The 17,726-nt window shown below is 70.3% G+C and carries 13 protein-coding genes and 1 pseudogene; 3 read left to right on the top strand and 11 right to left on the bottom strand.

What is annotated here, in order from left to right:
- Positions 1–13 precede the first annotated feature (13 nt).
- From ACZ6X9_RS10780 to ACZ6X9_RS10795, 4 genes and pseudogenes are all read right to left on the bottom strand, one after another.
- Positions 14–3,076, bottom strand: a complete 3,063-nt coding sequence (locus tag ACZ6X9_RS10780) for a carboxymuconolactone decarboxylase family protein (RefSeq protein WP_469777681.1) — start codon at positions 3,074–3,076, stop codon at positions 14–16.
- A gap of 602 nt (positions 3,077–3,678) precedes the next feature.
- A pseudogene (locus ACZ6X9_RS10785) lies at positions 3,679–4,456 on the bottom strand (alpha/beta fold hydrolase); the annotation flags it as partial.
- A gap of 19 nt (positions 4,457–4,475) precedes the next feature.
- The gene (locus tag ACZ6X9_RS10790; protein ID WP_469777682.1) at positions 4,476–5,756 is read right to left on the bottom strand and encodes a tyrosine-type recombinase/integrase; all 1,281 of its coding nucleotides are present in this window, start codon (positions 5,754–5,756) and stop codon (positions 4,476–4,478) included.
- 632 nt (positions 5,757–6,388) lie between these two features.
- Positions 6,389–7,036 (bottom strand): hypothetical protein, encoded by a 648-nt coding sequence (locus ACZ6X9_RS10795; RefSeq protein ID WP_469777584.1) that lies wholly within the window; start codon positions 7,034–7,036, stop codon positions 6,389–6,391.
- Between the two features lie 537 nt (positions 7,037–7,573).
- Here ACZ6X9_RS10795 and ACZ6X9_RS10800 point away from each other — a divergent pair.
- Positions 7,574–8,044, top strand: coding sequence for an NUDIX domain-containing protein (locus tag ACZ6X9_RS10800; RefSeq protein ID WP_469777585.1), 471 nt, complete (start codon positions 7,574–7,576; stop codon positions 8,042–8,044).
- Between the two features lie 252 nt (positions 8,045–8,296).
- Here the strand turns inward: ACZ6X9_RS10800 and ACZ6X9_RS10805 are convergent, their stop codons facing one another.
- Complete coding sequence (locus ACZ6X9_RS10805) at positions 8,297–8,545, bottom strand: hypothetical protein (protein WP_469777586.1); 249 nt, start codon at positions 8,543–8,545, stop codon at positions 8,297–8,299.
- A 32-nt stretch (positions 8,546–8,577) separates the two neighbouring features.
- Here ACZ6X9_RS10805 and ACZ6X9_RS10810 point away from each other — a divergent pair, with 32 nt between their 5' ends.
- Positions 8,578–9,132 carry a helix-turn-helix domain-containing protein gene (locus tag ACZ6X9_RS10810; RefSeq protein ID WP_469777683.1) on the top strand — a complete coding sequence of 185 codons (555 nt, stop codon included), beginning with the start codon at positions 8,578–8,580 and terminating at the stop codon, positions 9,130–9,132.
- Between the two features lie 7 nt (positions 9,133–9,139).
- On the opposite strand, the gene ACZ6X9_RS10815 is transcribed toward ACZ6X9_RS10810, so the two are convergent.
- From ACZ6X9_RS10815 to ACZ6X9_RS10835, 5 genes are all read right to left on the bottom strand, one after another.
- A complete protein-coding gene (locus tag ACZ6X9_RS10815; protein WP_469777587.1) occupies positions 9,140–9,322 on the bottom strand; it encodes a hypothetical protein in 183 nt (60 codons plus the stop codon).
- Positions 9,323–9,793: 471 nt separating this feature from the next.
- Positions 9,794–10,813, bottom strand: coding sequence for an Lrp/AsnC family transcriptional regulator (locus tag ACZ6X9_RS10820; RefSeq protein ID WP_469777588.1), 1,020 nt, complete (start codon positions 10,811–10,813; stop codon positions 9,794–9,796).
- A gap of 175 nt (positions 10,814–10,988) precedes the next feature.
- Positions 10,989–12,374 (bottom strand): aldehyde dehydrogenase family protein, encoded by a 1,386-nt coding sequence (locus ACZ6X9_RS10825; protein WP_469777589.1) that lies wholly within the window; start codon positions 12,372–12,374, stop codon positions 10,989–10,991.
- Complete coding sequence (locus tag ACZ6X9_RS10830; RefSeq protein ID WP_469777590.1) at positions 12,374–13,474, bottom strand: phenazine antibiotic biosynthesis protein; 1,101 nt, start codon at positions 13,472–13,474, stop codon at positions 12,374–12,376. The genes ACZ6X9_RS10825 and ACZ6X9_RS10830 overlap by 1 nt, the downstream gene beginning before the upstream one ends.
- 104 nt (positions 13,475–13,578) lie before the next feature.
- Positions 13,579–14,601, bottom strand: coding sequence for an MDR family NADP-dependent oxidoreductase (locus tag ACZ6X9_RS10835; protein ID WP_469777591.1), 1,023 nt, complete (start codon positions 14,599–14,601; stop codon positions 13,579–13,581).
- Between the two features lie 390 nt (positions 14,602–14,991).
- Here ACZ6X9_RS10835 and ACZ6X9_RS10840 point away from each other — a divergent pair, with 390 nt between their 5' ends.
- Positions 14,992–16,446, top strand: coding sequence for an MFS transporter (locus ACZ6X9_RS10840; protein WP_469777592.1), 1,455 nt, complete (start codon positions 14,992–14,994; stop codon positions 16,444–16,446).
- A 74-nt stretch (positions 16,447–16,520) separates the two neighbouring features.
- Here ACZ6X9_RS10840 and ACZ6X9_RS10845 read toward each other — a convergent pair whose 3' ends face one another.
- On the bottom strand, positions 16,521–17,540 hold the full coding sequence (locus ACZ6X9_RS10845) for an Lrp/AsnC family transcriptional regulator (protein WP_469777593.1): 1,020 nt from the start codon (positions 17,538–17,540) through the stop codon (positions 16,521–16,523).
- Positions 17,541–17,726: the final 186 nt, after the last annotated feature.

The following is a 17,726-nucleotide window of genomic DNA, read 5'->3' on the forward strand; positions in this document are numbered from 1 at the left end:
CCTCATGATGGCGTTAGCGGTGCGGGTCGGGACGGCCGGGCGCGCCCCGCTCGCCGTCCTCAGGGGACCCGACGGGCCGGTCGGCCACGACCGGCCGGACCGCGTCGAGCGCTGCCCGGGCGGCGGGCAGCCCGGCGTACAGGGCCGTATGCCGCAGCGCCTCCTGGATCTCGCCCGGCGTCACCCCCAGCCGGAGCGCGGCCCGGGCGTGGCCGGGGAGCTCCCTCAGGTGACCGCCCACGGTGAGCGCGGTCAGGGTGAGCAGCGCCCTCGTCCTCGGGTCGAGGCCCGGGCGCGACCAGCTCTCGTCCCAGGTGACACGGGCCGCGAAGTCCTCGAACTCGCGCGTGAACGGATCCGCCGCGCCGGCCGTCTCACCGTGCGCCTCCCCGAGCGCCCGCCGCCGCACGTCGAGCGCCCCACCCGGGCCGGGAGCGGCCCCGGCGTCCGCACCCGGCCCCACGACGGTCAGGGCGTCCGCCGAGCAGGCGTCCCGGGCCCGGTGCCGGGCACGGCGGGGGCGGCCGTCGGGTGTGGCGGGGGCGTCGGTGCCGGGGGCGTCCGCGCCGGGCTGTTCCGCGCCGGGGGCGGGGGCCTCTCGGCGGGCGAGTTCGGTGTGGCTGTGGGGGGTGGCGGTCGGTGTGGTGCGGGGGTTGGTGGCTGCGGTCTTGGTGGTGGCGGTGTCGGTGCCGGGCGCGGTGGGGATTTCAGGTGCGGTGGGGGTGCCAGGTGTGGTGGGGGTGTTAGGCGCCGTGGGGGTGCCAGGCGCGGTGAGGGCGCCAGGCGCGGTGAGGGCGCCAGGCGCCGTGGAGGTGCCAGGCGCCGCGGGGGTGCCAGGCGCCGTGGAGGTGCCAGGCGCCGCGGGGGTGCGAGGCGCGGTGAGGGCGCCAGGCGCCGTGGAGGTGCCAGGCGCGGTGAGGGCGCCAGGTGGGGTGGAGGTGCCAGGTGCGGTGGGGGCTGTGGTCCCGCCGGTGCTACCGCCCGGCTCCGTGGCGGTAGCACCGGCGACATGGGTGCGGCTGCCGGGCACGTCGGATACACCGGATGACGCACAGCGCACATCGGTCGCGGCGGACGCGGCGGACGTATCCGGCCGGCTCCCCGCCGACCCGTCCGTCTCCCGCCGCCCGCCTTGCGCACCGAAGGCGACCTGCCGGCCCACACCCACCCCGACGCCCGTCCTCCCGGCCGCCGCCCGGCCGGAGTCCGGCCGGGCGACGGCGGAGACCGGGGACATCTCTGTGGTGGGCACGTCCACGCGGGCCCGTTCGACGGCGGGTGTTGTTCCGGCCCCGGAACGGGCCGCCGTGCCAGGTGCGGACACCGGGGACATGTCGGTGGTCGGCACGTCCGCCCGGGCGGAGCCGGAGGCAGTGCCGCCCGGGACCGAAGGTGCCACGGAGAGGGGGGACATGTCGGTGGTCGGCACGTCCACACGAGCCGAGCCCGCGGCCACCGGCCCACCCGCACGCGACACGTCCGCACCGCCTGCCTCCGCGTCGGTATCCGCCCCACCACGGCCGGCCGAACCCGGCGCGGGCAGCGGGGACATGTCCGTCGTCGGCACGTCCACCCGGGCGGGGCCGGTGACCGGGCCGCCCACGCCCCCTACACCGGCGGTGGAGGAAACGGACGGAGCCGCCGATGACTTCTCGGCGTCCGGCACACGGGCGGGGGCCGGGGCGTCCGTCGCGGACCGCGACGCCTCCTGGAGGGAAGCGGTCACGGGGGACATGTCGGTGGTCGGCACGTCGATCCGCGCGGGGTCTCCCTGCGGGGACGGGCCCACCGCGGAGCCCGCGGCGCCCGTATCGCGCGCCCCGGGATTGGCGGCGGGTACTCCCCCCGCCGGGGCGGCGGAGGCGGACGACAGGCCACCGGACGTAGCATCCAATCTCCCTACCGCGTCCGGCTGTTGGGCGCCGGACAGCGGACGGTCGGCGTCGGCGCCGTGGCCGAGTCCACCGGCACCGGGTCCGGCCGGAGAGGGGAACGCACCCTGGGCCAGCCCGAAGGCTCCCTCGACGACAGGCGAGCGGAGAGGGCCGGGCACGGCGGCGGAACCCGCCTGGCCGGCTTCTCCGGCGGGAGAGCCGTACGGCGTCGGGACACCGTAACGCGCAATGCCGGCCGGTTCTCCGTCCGCCGGGGGGCCGGGCACGGCGGCGGAACCCGCCTGGCCGGCTTCTCCGGCGGGAGAGCCGTACGGCGTCGGGACACCGTGACGCGCGCTGCCGGCCGGTTCTCCGTCCGCCGGGGGGCCGGGGACGGGCGCGGGACCCGCCGTGGCGTAGGGACTGCCGACCGGCGCGCCCACCGGGCCGAAGACGTCCGCCCGCACCGTTCCGTTGTGCAGCATGGCTTCCGGTCCATGCGCCGGAACGGCCGCGCCCGGCCGGGAACCGCCCACGGGACCGAAAGGCCCGGGCGCAGCGCCGAAAGGGGCCGGACCAGGGGCGGCGCCCGATATGCCGTCCACCAGGGGCGGCCCGAACACGCCCTGCGGCGCGCCCGCGACGCGCGGCGGCCGGCCCCCGGACGGCCCTTCGCCGGGACCGGCGGAAGCCACCGGGCCGTCCCCCAGGACGATCGGCGGCATCAACGCCGTCGGCGCCTCGCCGGCGGCGAAGTCGGCCGGCGAGGGCGGGGAAGCGGCAACCGGCCCGGCGGCGGCGAAGGCGACAGCGGCCCGGCCGGCCGAGGCCGACGGCTGGGCGCCGCCCGGGCCGGTGGCCCCCACGGGTCCGGACGGGTCAGGGTGACCATCCGCCGGTACGACCGAGGACGGGCCGACGGGTGCCTGCGGGCCGAAGGGCGCGGCGGCCGCGGCGGCAGCGGTGGGCGCGGCGGCAGCGGTGGGCGCGGCGGCAGCGGTGGGCGCGGTGGCTGCGGTGGCCGTGGCCGCAAACGGGCCGACGGGGGCGACCGGGCCGACCGGGGCCGAACCGGCGGACCCCGACGCGCCGGCGGGCACACCCGAAGCGGCCGGGGCACTCGGGGGCGGCCCGGCGGGCATCGACAAGCCGGCGGGCGCGGCGGAAGCGGCCGGGGCGCCCTGGGAGGGGCCAGCAGGCATCGACGAGCCGGCGGGCGCGCCCGGCGCCGTCACCGAAAGATCGGTGGGCGCTGCCGGGGTAGCCGAGGGCGAGCTTGCGGGGGCGGCCGGACCGGCAGGCGCGGCCGGACCGGCGGGTGCGGCCGGACCGGCGGGTGCGGCCGGACCGGCGGGTGCGGCCGGACCGATGGACTCGGCCGGACCTATGGGCGCCGAAAGACCGTCGGCCGTATCCCGGTCGGTCGGGAACGCGTCTACGGACAGGCCCGGACCGGCAGACCCGCCCGCGGCGAAGGACGCACCCGGAGCGACGTGCGCCTCCGGCCCGGTGGGCGTCGCAAGGCCGCCGGTCGCTCCGGCAACGGCGGACGCCAGCGCGCCACCAAGCGCCCCGGCCCCCGTAGGCGCGGCCGGCGCGGCCGGACCGCCCACCCCGCCCACGCTCGGACCCGAACCCGCGCTCACACCTACACCCACATCTACACCCACACCCGACCCGGCGGACGCACTTGCCGCACCGAGCGCACCGGGCGTCGGAAGGCCCGGAGACGCCTCGCCCGCCCCACCCGTCGGCGTACCGGAAGCGCGCCGCCGCCCGCCGGTGCCCTGCGGTCGCGGCGCGCGCCAGTCCGCAGAGAAGTGGCCGACCAACAGGTCGGTGACGGCGGCGGGTTGCTCGACGGGAGCCAGGTGCCGCGTGGCGGGGACGACGGCGAGCCGGGCGTCGTGGATGCCGGCGACCAGGACACGTGCGTCCGCGGGTGGCGTCACCCGGTCCTCGGCGCCGACGAGCACGAGCGTGGGCACGCCGACCCGGTCGAGGCCGGACCGGACGTCGAAGGCGGCCAGCGCCTCGCAGGCGGCGGAGTAGCAGGGGACATCGGTGGTGCGCACCATGTGGACGGCCCAGTCCACTATGGCGGGCTGGGCCGCGGCGAAGCCGGGGGTGAACCAGTTCTCGGGCGCGGACCGCGCCGCGGGGTCGAGACCGTGCGAGCGTGCCTCGGAGGCCCGTACGCCCCAGGCGTCCGCCGTGCCGAAGCGGGCGGCCGACCCGATCAGGGCGAGCGACCCGAGCCGCTCCGGGTCGCGCAGGGCGAGATCGGCCCCGATCGCGCCGCCGATGCAGCAGCCCGCGTACCCGAAGCGTTCGACGCCGAGCGCGTCGAGAGTGGCCAGCAGCCGGTCGGCGAGTTCGCCGACCGTCACCGCGGGACGCGCGGGCGCGCCGCCGTGGCCCGGCAGGTCGTACCGTACGACGCGCCACTGGCGGGCCAGTTCGGGTACCTGCCGGTCCCACATGTGCCATGTGGTACCGAGGGCCGGGCCCAGGACCAGGACCGGGGCGTCTTCTGGCCCGTCAAAGCGGTATTGCAGGGTGTTCGGCGTACTCTCGCTCACCCGCTCACGCTCCCACATCTCACAAAATCTCACGGAAGGGGGTACTGGCCTCCACCAAGCCGCCCCAGGCTTCCGCCGCGGGACGGAGGTCATCCACGCCCGGCTTCACGTACCACTTCTTCGTCGTCTTGACGTTCGTGTGGCCGGCCCACCGGGCAAGGGTGTGATCCGACACGCCCTTGTTCGCCAGGTACGTGAGGCACGCGGCGCGGGCATCGTACAGGCGTACGCGACGGAGACCACTCTGGTCCGTGATCAGGTATGCGCGAACGCGAAGCTGCCTACCATTCAGCGCGGTGCCGAGCTCATCCACGAGAACGTAGCCCGTGTAAACGTACGCCTCCCCGGCTACCAAGCGATCCGCTGCCTGAATCGCAAGCAGCGCCCGCAGGGCGTCGCGCACCATCGGCGGGAGGGGTAGCAGCCGCTCCCCCGCCATCGACTTCGTGTCTTTTTCAATGATCTTCTTGTTCCCAGACAGCGTCCGCGTGTTGGCAACGTTCAACGTCTCCGCTTCCAGGTCTACGTCCTCCCAGCGCAGGCCGCATACCTCGGCAGGACGGAGCCCCATGAGCGAGAGCAGCAGGGCCGCAAAGAACCGCCTGTGGTCGTCCCCTCTGGCCGCCGCGAGGAAAGCCTGGACTTCAGCAGGGGCCCAGGGGAGCACGGATGCCTTCGTCTTCCGTTCCGCCTTGCGTACTCTCCGTGGAATTGTGACCTCTTGCGCAACGTTCACTGCAACCAGACGACGAGTCACCGCCCTGTTGAGCGCCTCCTGCAAACGCGCGAGGGACGTATCAACCGAGGTCACGCCCAGCCCGGGACCTGCCTTGGTTTCACGGACGCGCCCCTCTCGGAGTGCCCACGTCATCCACGCTTCGACATCATCTTCGGTGAGTTCCTGAAGCCGAATGTGTCCAAGCTTCCCCCCGACGCGGTCCAGGGTTACTGCGTAGTTGTAGATCGTGGTCTCTTCGAGGTCTTCCGCTTTCTTGGCGAGCCACTGGTCAAGCCATTCGTTCAAAGTGATCTTATTTGGCGGGACGAAGGTTCCCTCGTGGCGACGGTGAGTGATGCGCGCGTACTCCGCCTTCGCCTCTTTTAGCGTGTCGAACGTACGGGTCAGCTGCTTACGCTTCCCAGTGGCAGGGCCGGTCCCTGTATCCACAACGAAGCGGTATCGGACCTGCCCCTTGGCGTTCGGGGCAAGCTTCTTTATCGGAGCGTACAGGACAACTCGCTTTCCTTGAGGGCATGGGAATGCCCCATTGATGGATGGGGCGCTACACCTCAGCGACACCCTCTCCTGCAACCACGAGGGCAACAGCAGAAGATGCCGCTTGCCGCCTCCTTCGAGGTTTACGGCGCCGTCTATAACGTCTGCAACGACTCCACCGCCAAGCGCAGCCGAGCATGAACAGAGTTAATGGTCTGCAGGATCCTCGGTTTCGCCAACCGGGGATCGCCTGCTATGAATCGCCCTGCGCGACGAGAGTCGATATTGCGCCCATCCACTCCTGTTCGATCTCGAAGCTGGTCAGAACCACTCATCGGGCAGGCGCCGCACCTTCGGTGAGAACCACCAACGCTCCGCACTTGGCGCGGCGGGCCAGGAAGGCGGCGAGGTCTCCGGCTCAGTTGCGGACGGAGTCGACGACCCGTGTGGAGTCCAGGACCTGATGGCCGAGGGCTACCGCGTCGTCGCGGTCGTCGAGTTGAGCATGGGCGAGGGCGAGGTCGATGCGGGCGATGGCCTCCCGCTGGGGGACCGGGACGCCGCGGGGGCAGCCTCATAAGTCGCGAGCGCGCGTTCGGCGTGTCGGCGGGCCTGTTCGGCTTGGCCGAGCCAGATGAACGAGGTGACCGGATACGAGGTGAGCGCATAGTCCGCGAGCGGCAGGACGTCCATGCCGAAGCGGCGGGGAGAGCGGGCTACAGGAGCCGATGGGCGTCCTCGGCGGCGGGGAAGGCGGTGGTGAAGCCCTCAGCATCGCCGTCGGCGGCGGCGCGGGCGGCCTGGGCATGCAGCCGCACGGTCAGCGGGTGACCGGCCGGCGCTTCGGCCAGGCCCTTGAGGGCGGCTTCACGGGCCATGGTGGGCCGTTGTTCATACAGGTTGATGGATGCAGCGGCTTCCATGGTCCACGCGCACAGTTCGCCGCGCCCGGCCTGCCGACCCTGGACGAACGCGTCGGTGGCGAACGCCAGGCCGGTGCGCGCGTTTCCAAGGTCGTGGGCGAGCCACGCTAAGAGCTCGGACAGCCAGCCGGCGAACGCCCGCAGCTCGCGTTCCTGACGGTGGGTGTGGTCATCCTTCAGGAAGCGGTCGACTTTGCGGCGGTAGTCCAGCACGGCGTCGAAGACTGCCTTGGGCGGCTTGAGGGAGTAGACGTGGTTGAACTCGGTGACCACGAGGTCGAGATGGTCGAGGGTGCCGGAGCCGAGTGAGGTGGCCTCGGCCTGCCGGGTGAACTCCATGGCTTTGGCGGCGGCCTGTTCCAGGAACTGGGTGGCGGCGGTCGGAGCCGCCAAGGCCAGTCCGGCGAGTTTGATCGCGTTGCGACGCTTCGTTTCCGCCACCTCCGTCCCGTCGTCCGGGTTAGTTTTTCTGGTGCATGCCTGCCTTGCGGGGAGTATCGCATCCGCGGCGGTCCCGTTCCGAAGTGGATCAGGGTTCTGTGGCGAGTAGTCGTGGGCGAAGCCCAACGAGACCGGGGTGGTGGCGAACAGGCGGCACAAGAAATCCTGGTAGTCGGGGCTCGGCGGGTGGCCGGCTTCCCAGTCCTTCCACGAGCGTTCGGTCAGCCCGACCTTGGAAGGCCCGCCTCCTGGATGAGTCGGTGAGCGGCGGCCACGGCTTGGGCCACGGTCCAGCCCATCGCGAGACGGCGGCACTTGAGCATACGGTGACCGCAGTGGCCATGGATTTCGGCGGCGATCATCGAGACCACGAGGGTCAGCACGGGGTCGGGGGATCCGGCCTCGCCGAGTAAGCGTTCGCGCAGGGCCCGGCCGCAGGCTGGGCCTCGGGTCTGGGCCATGGCCACTGGACGTCGCCTCGCTTCAGGTAGGACTGAAGCTGAACACCCACCGCCCGATCACAGGTGGGACCTTCCTGTGGCTGAACCCGTTACCGCGACCGTCCGCAACGCGGCCAGGGCCGTCGTCCTCTACGATGACCGCATCCTGCTCCAGCGCGCCCACTGGGAGGGCCAGGACTGCTACTTCCTGCCCGGCGGCGGCCAGCATCCCGGCGAGACCCTCGGCGCCACGGTACGCCGCGAAATCCACGAGGAGGCCGGCCTGGACATCACACCCGCGCGTCTGCTGTGGCTGCGCGAATACATCGGCGCCAACCACGGCGGTGCCCCGGAAGACCACCGGGTCGAAGCGATCTTCCTGTGCCAGCCCGAGGGCAACCCGGACAAGCTCGGCGGCCACGCCGAAGACGATGTTCAGACCGGCCTGGAATGGGTGGAGCTGAAGAAGGTGCCCGGCCTCAACTTGCTACCCCACGGCCTGCGCACCTTGATCGCCGAACTCACCCACGGCGAGTCCCCCGCCCGCTACCTCGGCGACATCGTCTGACGCCGTGGTCAAGATCGACGGCCGCGTCCCCGACGGCGCCACCGAAATCACCACCGGCCAGGCCAACCACGTCTGGTACATCGGCGGGCGCGAGCCGTACGCCTCGCCGGCCCCGCACCTCGCGTACTGGGATGCCCCCGCCGAGCACCGTTGGAGTGCCGCGTGCTCCCGCCATGCGGCACCTTCTTGGCGTGGAAACCCGTCTGCTTCCCGACTCGAAAGAAGGACCGGGACGTCATGAGGGAGGCGTGGTCAGTCCTTCAACATCGCTTCGCGTACCGGGATCCAGTCCAGCGAGGACCGGATCCCCTCCTCCAAGGAGAGCTGTGGTGCCCACCCCAGGAGCCTTTTGGCTCGGTCGCTCTTAGTGTAGCCGCCGGCAACGTCACCGGGGCGCGGCTGCGCATCGACGGTGGCGAGCGGCGTATCGACGACCTGGTTGAAGGCGGCACACAGCTCCCTGACGGTGGTGCCCGAGCCGGTGCCCAGGTTGATGGCCATCGACGGCTCCGCTTCGGTGCCAGACACACGGCATCAACGCGGCGACGCTCACGATGCAACTCAAGCGTCTGGAGGAGGACGTCCGCAGCCCGCTGCTCATCCGCGCGAGCCGAGGCCGGCATCTGGAACTCACGCCGTTGGGCCAGGAAGTCGTCCAAGCGGTCGAGCTGTGGGCACGCACCTTGGCTGACCGGCCACGAGAGACCTGGGACCGCGCGACCATGCGCCGCACGCCCAAGAAGAAGCGCAAGCCTCGACGCCCCGCTGACGCTCCAGGCGTCGACCGCTTCCCCGTCCTTCTGCAGCCCGCCGTGCGTACCGTCGACGGGCGCCGTCGGCTCCTGCGGTTCGTGCAAACCGTGGGCTATCCCTCGCTCGCGGCCTGCTGCCGCACCACGGGCATGTCACCGTCGTCGATGACCGTCCAGCTACAGCACCTGGAGCGCGACCTGCGGGGGCAGCTCTTGATCCGCGGACAGTGCGGACACCGCATGCACCTGACCGATTTCGGAGCCGAGGTCCTGGCCGCGGACCGCCCGGTCGCTGAGCTCCTCGGTACCTGTCCACGCGGCGCCGAGGAGGAGTGAGCGGCTTTCAGCGCAGGACGGCGTCCACGTCGCCGGTGTAGACGAGGGCGTCCTCGGCGGGGTCCGGCGGCTCGCAGCGGGCGAAGAAGTCGTACGCCGACATCGAGTACCTCGGGGTGACGGTGAGCGCGTTGGCGTCCTCGCGCTGGTTGCGCTGCTCGATTGCGCCGCAGCAGTTCCGATCTCGCAACGGGGAGGTACACCAGGCGTGGGCACCCGCTGGCAGACTCCACCAGCTTCTTCGACGCTTCACGGCCTTCCTGGAGCGGGGCGGGCTGGCGATCTCGCAGGAGATCCGCTCCCGGCTGTCCCCGCTGATACACGAGCACATCTTCCACGGCCGTTATCCCATCGTCCGCAGCCACGGAGAGGGGGCCGCCCTGCTGCGCGCGCTGCGTAATCCGGCTGCCGGGGAGGGGTAGCTCGCGCGTCCTGCGCAAGGCTCCAACGGTTGGTGATCAAGGGCTGCGTCAGGTTGCACCAGGGCCACGTTGCGTGGAAGCGGAATGCGCTCTCCCGCTCACGAAGGGCCTCTCCTACGCCGCGAGTTGGGGAGTGATGACTCCTTCGAGCGGCGGCCCTGCCCCGTCTGGCCGTCCGCTCGCAGCTTTGCGTCCCGCCGGGGCGGGCTCTCCTCCCCGCCCTCCCGGGAACGCCCCCTTCATGGGGCCTCAGGCCGGGGCATTCGTAGGCTTCGAGGGACCGACGCTCCCACCGCTTTTAAAGTCCGCAGAACCGGAGCTGTCTCCAAGGCACGGATAGCCTTCACTGAGCCGAGACCGTGGGTGAGGTAGTGGTAGAAGGCGGCGGTGTCCTTGCACAGTGCGTGCGCCACCAGGTTGGTGGGGCCGGTGGTGTGGGCCACGAAAGCGAGTTCGTCGTGGCGGGACAATGTGGTGGCGACCTCGTCGACGTGGGCCGGCGCGACCGCCATCCACAGCAGGACTCTGGTACTGCCTCCCAGAAGTGCGGAGTCGATCTCGACGTCGAAGAAGATTGCTCCGCAGTCGCGGAGGCTGTCCAGGCGCCGCGAAACCGTGGCCGGCGACCAGCCCGTGGCGGCGGCAAGGTCGCTTACGCCGGTGCGGCCATCTTGCCGCAGGGCGTCCATCAGGGCGTGGTCCGCGGGGGAAAGCCGCATTTGCCGGTACTGTTCGGCGGCGGTGGACTCCAGGCGGCCGGTGAACTTCGTTCCGCCCAGCAAGCGTTGTTGCCGGGATGTGAGGGCCTTGGCGCTCATCCGCCAGGGGGTGCGCCAGCCGACGTAGGTGTGCAGCAGGTGGTGGGCGGAGACCGCGGTCAGCCCGATGCTGGGCGGCAGCTCGTGCAACAGCAGGGAGTGACCGTGCGCTGTGCCCAGCGGCGTTTCGAGCACTGCGACGATCTCGGTACCGCCTCCGGTGAGATAGACCCAGGAGGTGTCCTGGCGCCGGACCAGTGCGTGAGCGAGATCCACTGCTGCCTCTGGCGCGGCGGTCAGGCGGAGCAGCCACTGCTCGTGGCCTGTCAAGTGCGGGTCGGGGACCCCGACGACGCGGAGCGCGGCGTGGTCGCGCAGTCTCTCATAGCGGCGGGAGATCGTCTGTGGGGATACGGCCAGCGCGTTGGCTATGTGTGTGAAGGAGGCGCGTCCGTCGATGTGCAGCGCGTGAATCAAAGCGCGGTCGAGGTTGTCGAGCATGTGCGCACCATCCTTCACGCACCACGTGGCCTGGCGCGGCACATCGCCGGAGGCGGCGCCTGTGCACGTCGGTGCTCCGCTCGGTATTGACCGGGTCCGGCGGGCCCGGAACGCAGAGGGGGCCCATCCCCCCTCGGCTGCGTGGCGGCGGGTGTCTGCCGCCACGCAGAACGGGTCACTCCCTGATCACAGACTTGCACCGCATCAGGAACTCGGCGAGATAGCCGTCGTGTGGCATACCGGAATCCATCCAGAACGTTCGGTGGTCCCCTACGTAGACGTTGCTGATCGACGGTTCGTCCAGCAGCTGCTCAACGAGCCGGGCATCGTGTGTCATCGCGGTCAGGACCAGGCTGTTCCTCAAGGGTGCGAGGCCCGCTTCACGCGACCAGGGAGCCACCCACACGCAAGGGAAGGGGAGCTCGAAGGAAGCCTGTGGCGCGTCAGGCCGGTCGAGTTGATGGAGGGCGGGCCGCAGCACGGCGCTGCCGTCCCCCAGTTCGTCAGCGACGCCGTCGCCGCCGAGCCACGGCTTGGTGCCCTCGGCCCTGCGTGACACGTGCGCATCGAGTGCCTTAGCCGTGGCGAGCGGCTGCACGGGGAAGATCGCCTTGGGATCCTCCGGCGGGAGGCTGGGCACGGATGACAGGCGCTCGGCCAGCGCCTCACAGAGCGGGGTCGGGTCCCCCTCCACGAACACGGCGGTTGTGTTGACACAGCCAGTGCCGCCATGACCGCTGACGGAGTCGACGATGGTGTCGACGTGGTCCCGCCAGTCCACTTCCGCGGTCAGAAGGATCTTTGAGCGCCCTGGGCCCTGCGGGAGGATCGATGGGTCTGCGGCGTACTTGCGGACGACCTCCTCACCTCCGTAGACCAGTCCGAGATCGGCCCCTCGCAGCAGGGCATCCGCGGTGGAGTGGTCGGTCGGCAACAGGGCCACCTGGTCGTTGCCGAAGCCTGCAGCGCGCAGTGCGGTGACCAGCCGGTGGGGCGTGAACGGCTCGCGCCGGGAGGGGCGGATCGCGACGCGATAGCCCAGCGCCAGGGCCTCCGGCCAGAGACTGTGCGGGCCGGGGTGGTTGCCGGCCGCGTGCACGGCGAAGACGCTCCCACGCCGTGTCCACACCGCACGGCCGGTGCGGGTCAGCGGGTCGTCCCATCGACGCACCGCTCCGGACGGCCGGGCGTGCTCCACGCTGTAGTGGGCCTTCTTCATCCGGCTCGCAATGGCCCGGGTGGTGGCACGCACCACGGAGATCGGTATCCCGCCGACCCGACTGACCTGGTGCTCGTACGTTTCGGCCGACTGGTCACCCAATGTGGCCGTCGCGAAGAGCTCGGCAGCACGGCTGATCATGCCCATCCGGTCATCGAGTGCGGGAGTCGCGGCCCGGTGCAGGGCCTTCATCGTGCGCTCGACGAACAGGGAAGGCACCAGGCTCAGGCTGGCGACCTCTTGGCCCGCCACGTCGTGGACGGCCATGTGGTTGCGGGCCCGGAACGCGCCTTGAGTCCCCAGGGCGTCAAGCTGCAGGACATCGGAGGAGGCGTTCGCCATCAGTAGACCCCCTCGATCACAGCCTCGTTCTCGAAAGTTGCGACCGGAGCGATGTCCGCCACCGCATCGCCGACCTGACCGGCCAGCGGCTCGATGCGGGTTGCTGTGTCCCTCTCCAAGTTGTTGGGCAGGAAGAACGACTTGCTGACGTGGTTGACCAGGACGCGGCCGCGATCACCGTAGGTGACGGGCTCCAGCGTTTCGGGGTCGACGACGGAGAACGTCACGTACGGGCTGTAGGAATCGAAGACACAGCCGGAGTCCTGCGGGAGGTCCGGGCGCTCGCCCGCGAACCCGAGGATCATCGTGCTGCCGTAGTTGCCGCACAGGACCGTCTTCGGGAAGACCTCGGTCTTGTAGAGGTAGCGGGAGTCGGGATCCAGCTGTGTGCCGCCCCAGCGGATAGCCTTGACCTTCTCGTTGACCAGTTCGGTCAGGTCGTCGCGCCGTGCGAGGCGTTCGAGCAGCGGGGGCGTGATGGTCATGACGCCGACGTCCTGGGTGCGCAGCACGAACGCAGCCTGGTCGATGACGTGTTCCGCGTAGGCGTCGGCATCCTGCCGCCGTCCGCTGGAGATCATCTTCTTCACCCAGCGGGGGTCGAGGTCGATGGTGAAGCCGCGGCGCCCGTGGCTTGTCGCGGACCTTCGGAAGTACTCACCCACGATGTGCGGGCCCGTCGGGACGAGCCCGAGCCAGTCGGCGCCGCCGGGAAATCCGTGCGCGTCGAGGTTGGCGTTGCTCCAGTGGAGCATGCGCTGCAGCCAGTCGCGGAGTAGGACGACCCGCTTGGGTGCCCCTGTGGTCCCGCCGCTCTCGAACACGCCGATGACATCGGGGTGTTGACCGTAACCCCGCGGGATCAGGTCCTCGGCACGGGTGTCGCGCAGTTCGGCCGTCATGTTGGGGAACAGTCGGAGGTCTTCGTGCGTGCGGATGTCGCTGCGGGGGTCGAAGGGCAGGGTCTTCGCCCGATCCAGCCAGAACCTGGACCCTGTGTCAGGATTGAAGTGCCAGTCCATGGCTGCCTGTATCAGCTCGTCCGGCTCGGGACGGGAATCGAAGGGGAGGTCGAGGACGTGTGCGGTGGCTCGCGGCACCGGGACTCCTTCTCGGCGTATGAGGTGCGGGTGGGGATGCCTGTCGGGCGAAGGCGCACAACCTCCGCCCGACTCAACGGAGTTGTGTACACCGGGAAAGCGGGCTACAGCTCGATGATGACGGCGCCGACGTGCTGCCCCCCGATCACATCCAGCAGGGCCTGTGGGGCGTGCTCGATGCCCTTGATCCGAGCGTGGGGGAACACCGTCTCCCCTGCTCGGAGCCAGGCACCGAACTTCTCGGTCCACTCGGCTTCGTCGTCGAAGTCGTCCGAGCTGAAGCCGCGCATCACGATCCGCTTGCGGATCAGGGGCATGGAGTCCAGCTGGACGGGTGCTGCGGTGCCGGTGCCGTGTTCGGAGAGCTGGCCGGACAGGGCGCCGATCAAGACGAAGCGGGCGCCCGGACGTGCGGCTTCCACGGCGGCCTGTAGCTGTTCGCCTCCCACGTTGTCGAAGAAGACGTCGATGCCCTCCGGCGCGACCTTCGCCAACTGTTCGGCGAGGGGTGCGGCACCGCGGACGACGGCCGCGTCGTAACCGAGCTCGTTCACGAGGCGGTCGGCCTTCTGCCGCGAGCTGGTGCTGGCGATGACGCGGCCAGCGCCCAGCCGTTTCGCGATCACCCCGGCCATCGCGCCGATTCCGCTGCCGCCCGAGGAGACGAACACGGTGTCCCCGGGGCGGAGTTCGACGCCCCGCGTCAACGCTGCGTAGGCCGTCCAGCCGCGCTGAAGGTGCGCGATCGGGTCGGGGAAAGCCTCGTCGTCCAGGCGGGCGCACTCGCCGGCGGGGACGACGGCGTACTCGCGCCAGCCCCGCCCGTGCGAGACGAGATCGCCGGGCTGCAGAGCGCTGCCCTCCGGCGCGCGGACGACCTCACCGATCGCTGCCCCGAGCAGGGTGTCGCCGGGACTGAGCACGGGAAACGGAGTGTCCTGCCTTACGCCCGTGATGAGCAGGCGCAGCGTGGCGAAGACCTGGAAGAAGAGATTTCGGACCAGCGCTTCGTCGTGCCCCGGTACGGCCAGGGGCGTCTCGACGACCGTGAAGTGCTCCAGCTGCGGCAGTCCGTCGGGCCGGGCGACGAGGCGGACTTCTCTTTGGGTAGCGGGCAGGGCTGCCATGCACCCTCCTGAACAGGAAGAACGTAGGGATATGAAGCCCTGGTGCACGCGGGGTGACCAAGGGATCCCAGGGTGGAGTGATCACACCCATCGACTCCAGTTACGCCGCTGTACTGGAACATTTCTTCCATCCCAAGCGGCTGGCTGAAGGAAGCTCACACCGTCACGTGAGCGGACGTCCGCCGCGGCGGCCTCGATGGCCGCGTGGGCGCAGGGGAGTGTGGCGTGGGAAATCACCACCGCAGGCGCCCTGGACGGAAGGAATCTTCTATTTGTGCGCTCCGGCTGGATGCCGCCGGCCCCGCCCTTCCACTCTGAGGGTGGTCGAGCTCGCTGCCTTGACCTCAGGTGGGCGAGTCGACGTATCGACAACGCTGGAGAGGAACTCCGATGACTGCTGAGCGCGTGATCGCGCCGACCCCCACAGCGGCGTACCGATGGCGGTGGCTGGCGCTCACCGCACTGCTGCTCGGTGAGGCCATGAACCTGTTGGACGCGACCATCGTGCAGGTCGCCGCGCCCGCGATCCACGCCGACCTGGGTGGATCGGCGTCCGATATCCAGTGGTTCACGACCGCCTACACCCTCCCGTTCGCCGTTCTGCTGATCACGGGCGGCCGGTTGGGTGACATCGTCGGCCGACGGCGGATGTTCACCATCGGCGTCACCGGATTCATGCTCGCCTCCATCGCCTGTGCCCTGGCGCCCACGGTGGGTCTCCTGATTGGCTTCCGTGTGGTGCAGGGAGCGGCCGCGGCCGTGGTCATTCCCCAGACCATCGGGCTGATCAAAACCATGTTCTCCGGCGACGAGATGTCCAAGGCCCTGGGCAGCATCGGCCCCGTGATGGGACTGGCCGCCGTCTGCGGCCCGGTCCTCGGCGGCGTCCTGACCCACGCCGACCTGTTCGGCTCGTCGTGGCGAGCGACGTTCCTGGTCAACGTCCCCTTGTCCGTGATCGTGCTGGCCATTACGCCCAAGATGCTGGAGGACCGGGCGCCGAGGCCGCCCGCACTCGACGTGATCGGGACGCTCTTGGCGGTGATCGGTACCGGACTCATCGTCTACCCCCTCATCGGAGGCGACATCGCCGCGATGTCCGGGGGGAGCTGGGGGGCGATCGCAGCCGGGCTGATCGTCATGGTCGGGTTCGCTCTGTACCAGCGCCGTGCGGCCGCAGGCGGCAGTAGCCCGCTGGTGGAACCGAGCCTGTTTGCGCACCGGAGGTTTCCGGCCGCTCTGATGACGTCGGCAACGTTCTTCGCCGTGACAAACGGCCTGATGATGGTCATAGTGGTGCACCTCCAGCTGGGGGTCGGCACCGACGTGCTCGCCGCAGGGCTGACGCTCGCTCCGTGGTCGGTCGGCCTGGCCATCGCCTCGTGGATCGCCGGCGCCCACCTGGTGCGGCGCCTCGGACACCACACGATGACCATCGGTCTCGCCGTGCTCCTGGTCGGAGCGCTGGCCTCCATCGCCGTGTACCACGCCGCGGATCCGACGACCTACCCCAAGCCGCTGCTGATCGCACTGGGCGTCATCGGCCTGGGAGCCGGCCTCTTCGGCCCTGCCTTCTTCACCATCGCCCTGAAGCCGCTGCAGCCCCAGGAGATCGGGTCGGCCGCCGGACTGCTGAACGCCGTCCAGCAGCTGGGCGCCACGCTCGGGGTCGCCATCCTGGGAAGCGTCTACCTCAACCGTGCGGAGCCCGGCGGCCCCTCGACCGCGCTGGACGCAGTCCAGGTCGCCTTCTGGGTTGCCGTCGCGTTGATCGTGGTGAGCTTTGCCGCCAGCCGGCTGATGACCGAGAAGGAGGCTTTGGACACCGCCGGAGCACAGCACTGATCGAGCCTTGCACATGAGCAGTCCGTGCGGCGGCCTGTCGGCCGCCGCATCGCCGTGTAACGGGACGCTGACCTTCACGACCGTACGCGCGTGTTCGACCCCGGCCGTCGGCTACGAGCGAGATCCGTGATCATCGGACTCGCCGCCTTCACGTTCTGCAGCACCGGGCTCGTTTCCAGAGTCTGGATCGCGTCGAGCGAGCCGAGCCTCCGGGCAAGGTAGTGGTGCAGGTCGGCGGGGTCACTGCACAGCGCCTGGGCCACGAGGTTGGTCGGGCCGGTGGTAGCGGCGACAAACGCGAGTTCGTCGTGGCCCGCCAAGGTCGTCGCCACGTGCTCCAGATGCGCGGGGCTCACCGACATCCACAGCAGTGCCCGGGTATTCGCGCCGAACTGCCCTGTGTTGACTTCGACATCGAAGAAGATCGCTCCCCCCGCCTGCAGGTCGGCCAGACGGCGTGCAACGGTGACCGGGGACCAGCCGGTCGCCTGAGCAAGTTCCGCATGGCTGGCCCGCCCGTCCTTCTGCAGCGCGACCAGCAACTCCCCGTCTGCGTCGCTCAGTTGACGAGGCACGGGGATATATGCGCCGTCGGCCGATTCATGTGACCCCAGAGCGCGCTGCTGCTCCTTGCTCAGAGTGTCGGCGCTCCGCCGCCAGTTGGTGGGACCGCCGAGGTACATGTGCAGCAGGCAGTGGGCGGACACCGCCGTGATGTTGTTGGTGCGAGGGATGTCGCGCAGCAGCAAGGAGTTGCCCACGGCATCGTCGGTGGGCGTGTGGATGACCGACACGATCTCCGTGCCGCCAGAGGTGAGTTTGACCCACGATGTGTCCGGTCGCCGGGCCAAGGCGTGCGCGAGGTCCTGCGCGGAACTCGCCGCGGCAGTGAGCCTGACGAGCCATTGGGTCTGACCGGCTCGGTGAGGATCCGCGAGCCCGACGACACGGAGCGATGCCTCGTCGCGCAGTCGGCGGTAGCGGCGGGCGATGGTCTGCGGTGAGACGTCGAGGACAGCAGCGATCTGGCTGAAGGGCGCGCGGCCGTCTATGTGCAGCGCGTGGATCAGGGCACGGTCCAAGGTGTCGAGCATGCACACATCCTTCAGTGGGGGCTTGCTCTGTGGAATAAAGTTGAATGTGACCCGTTGCACGCTACCACTGCAGCCGTAGCTGCACGCAAAATTCCATCAGCTCTCACCGACAAGGCATGAGAGTTCGTGCATAGTTGGTACGCACAGCGGACGGGGGTGCGCACCCTTACCCCTCTTTCAAGTGTC

The sequence above is a fragment of the Streptomyces sp. NPDC052910 genome (assembly GCF_055585605.1).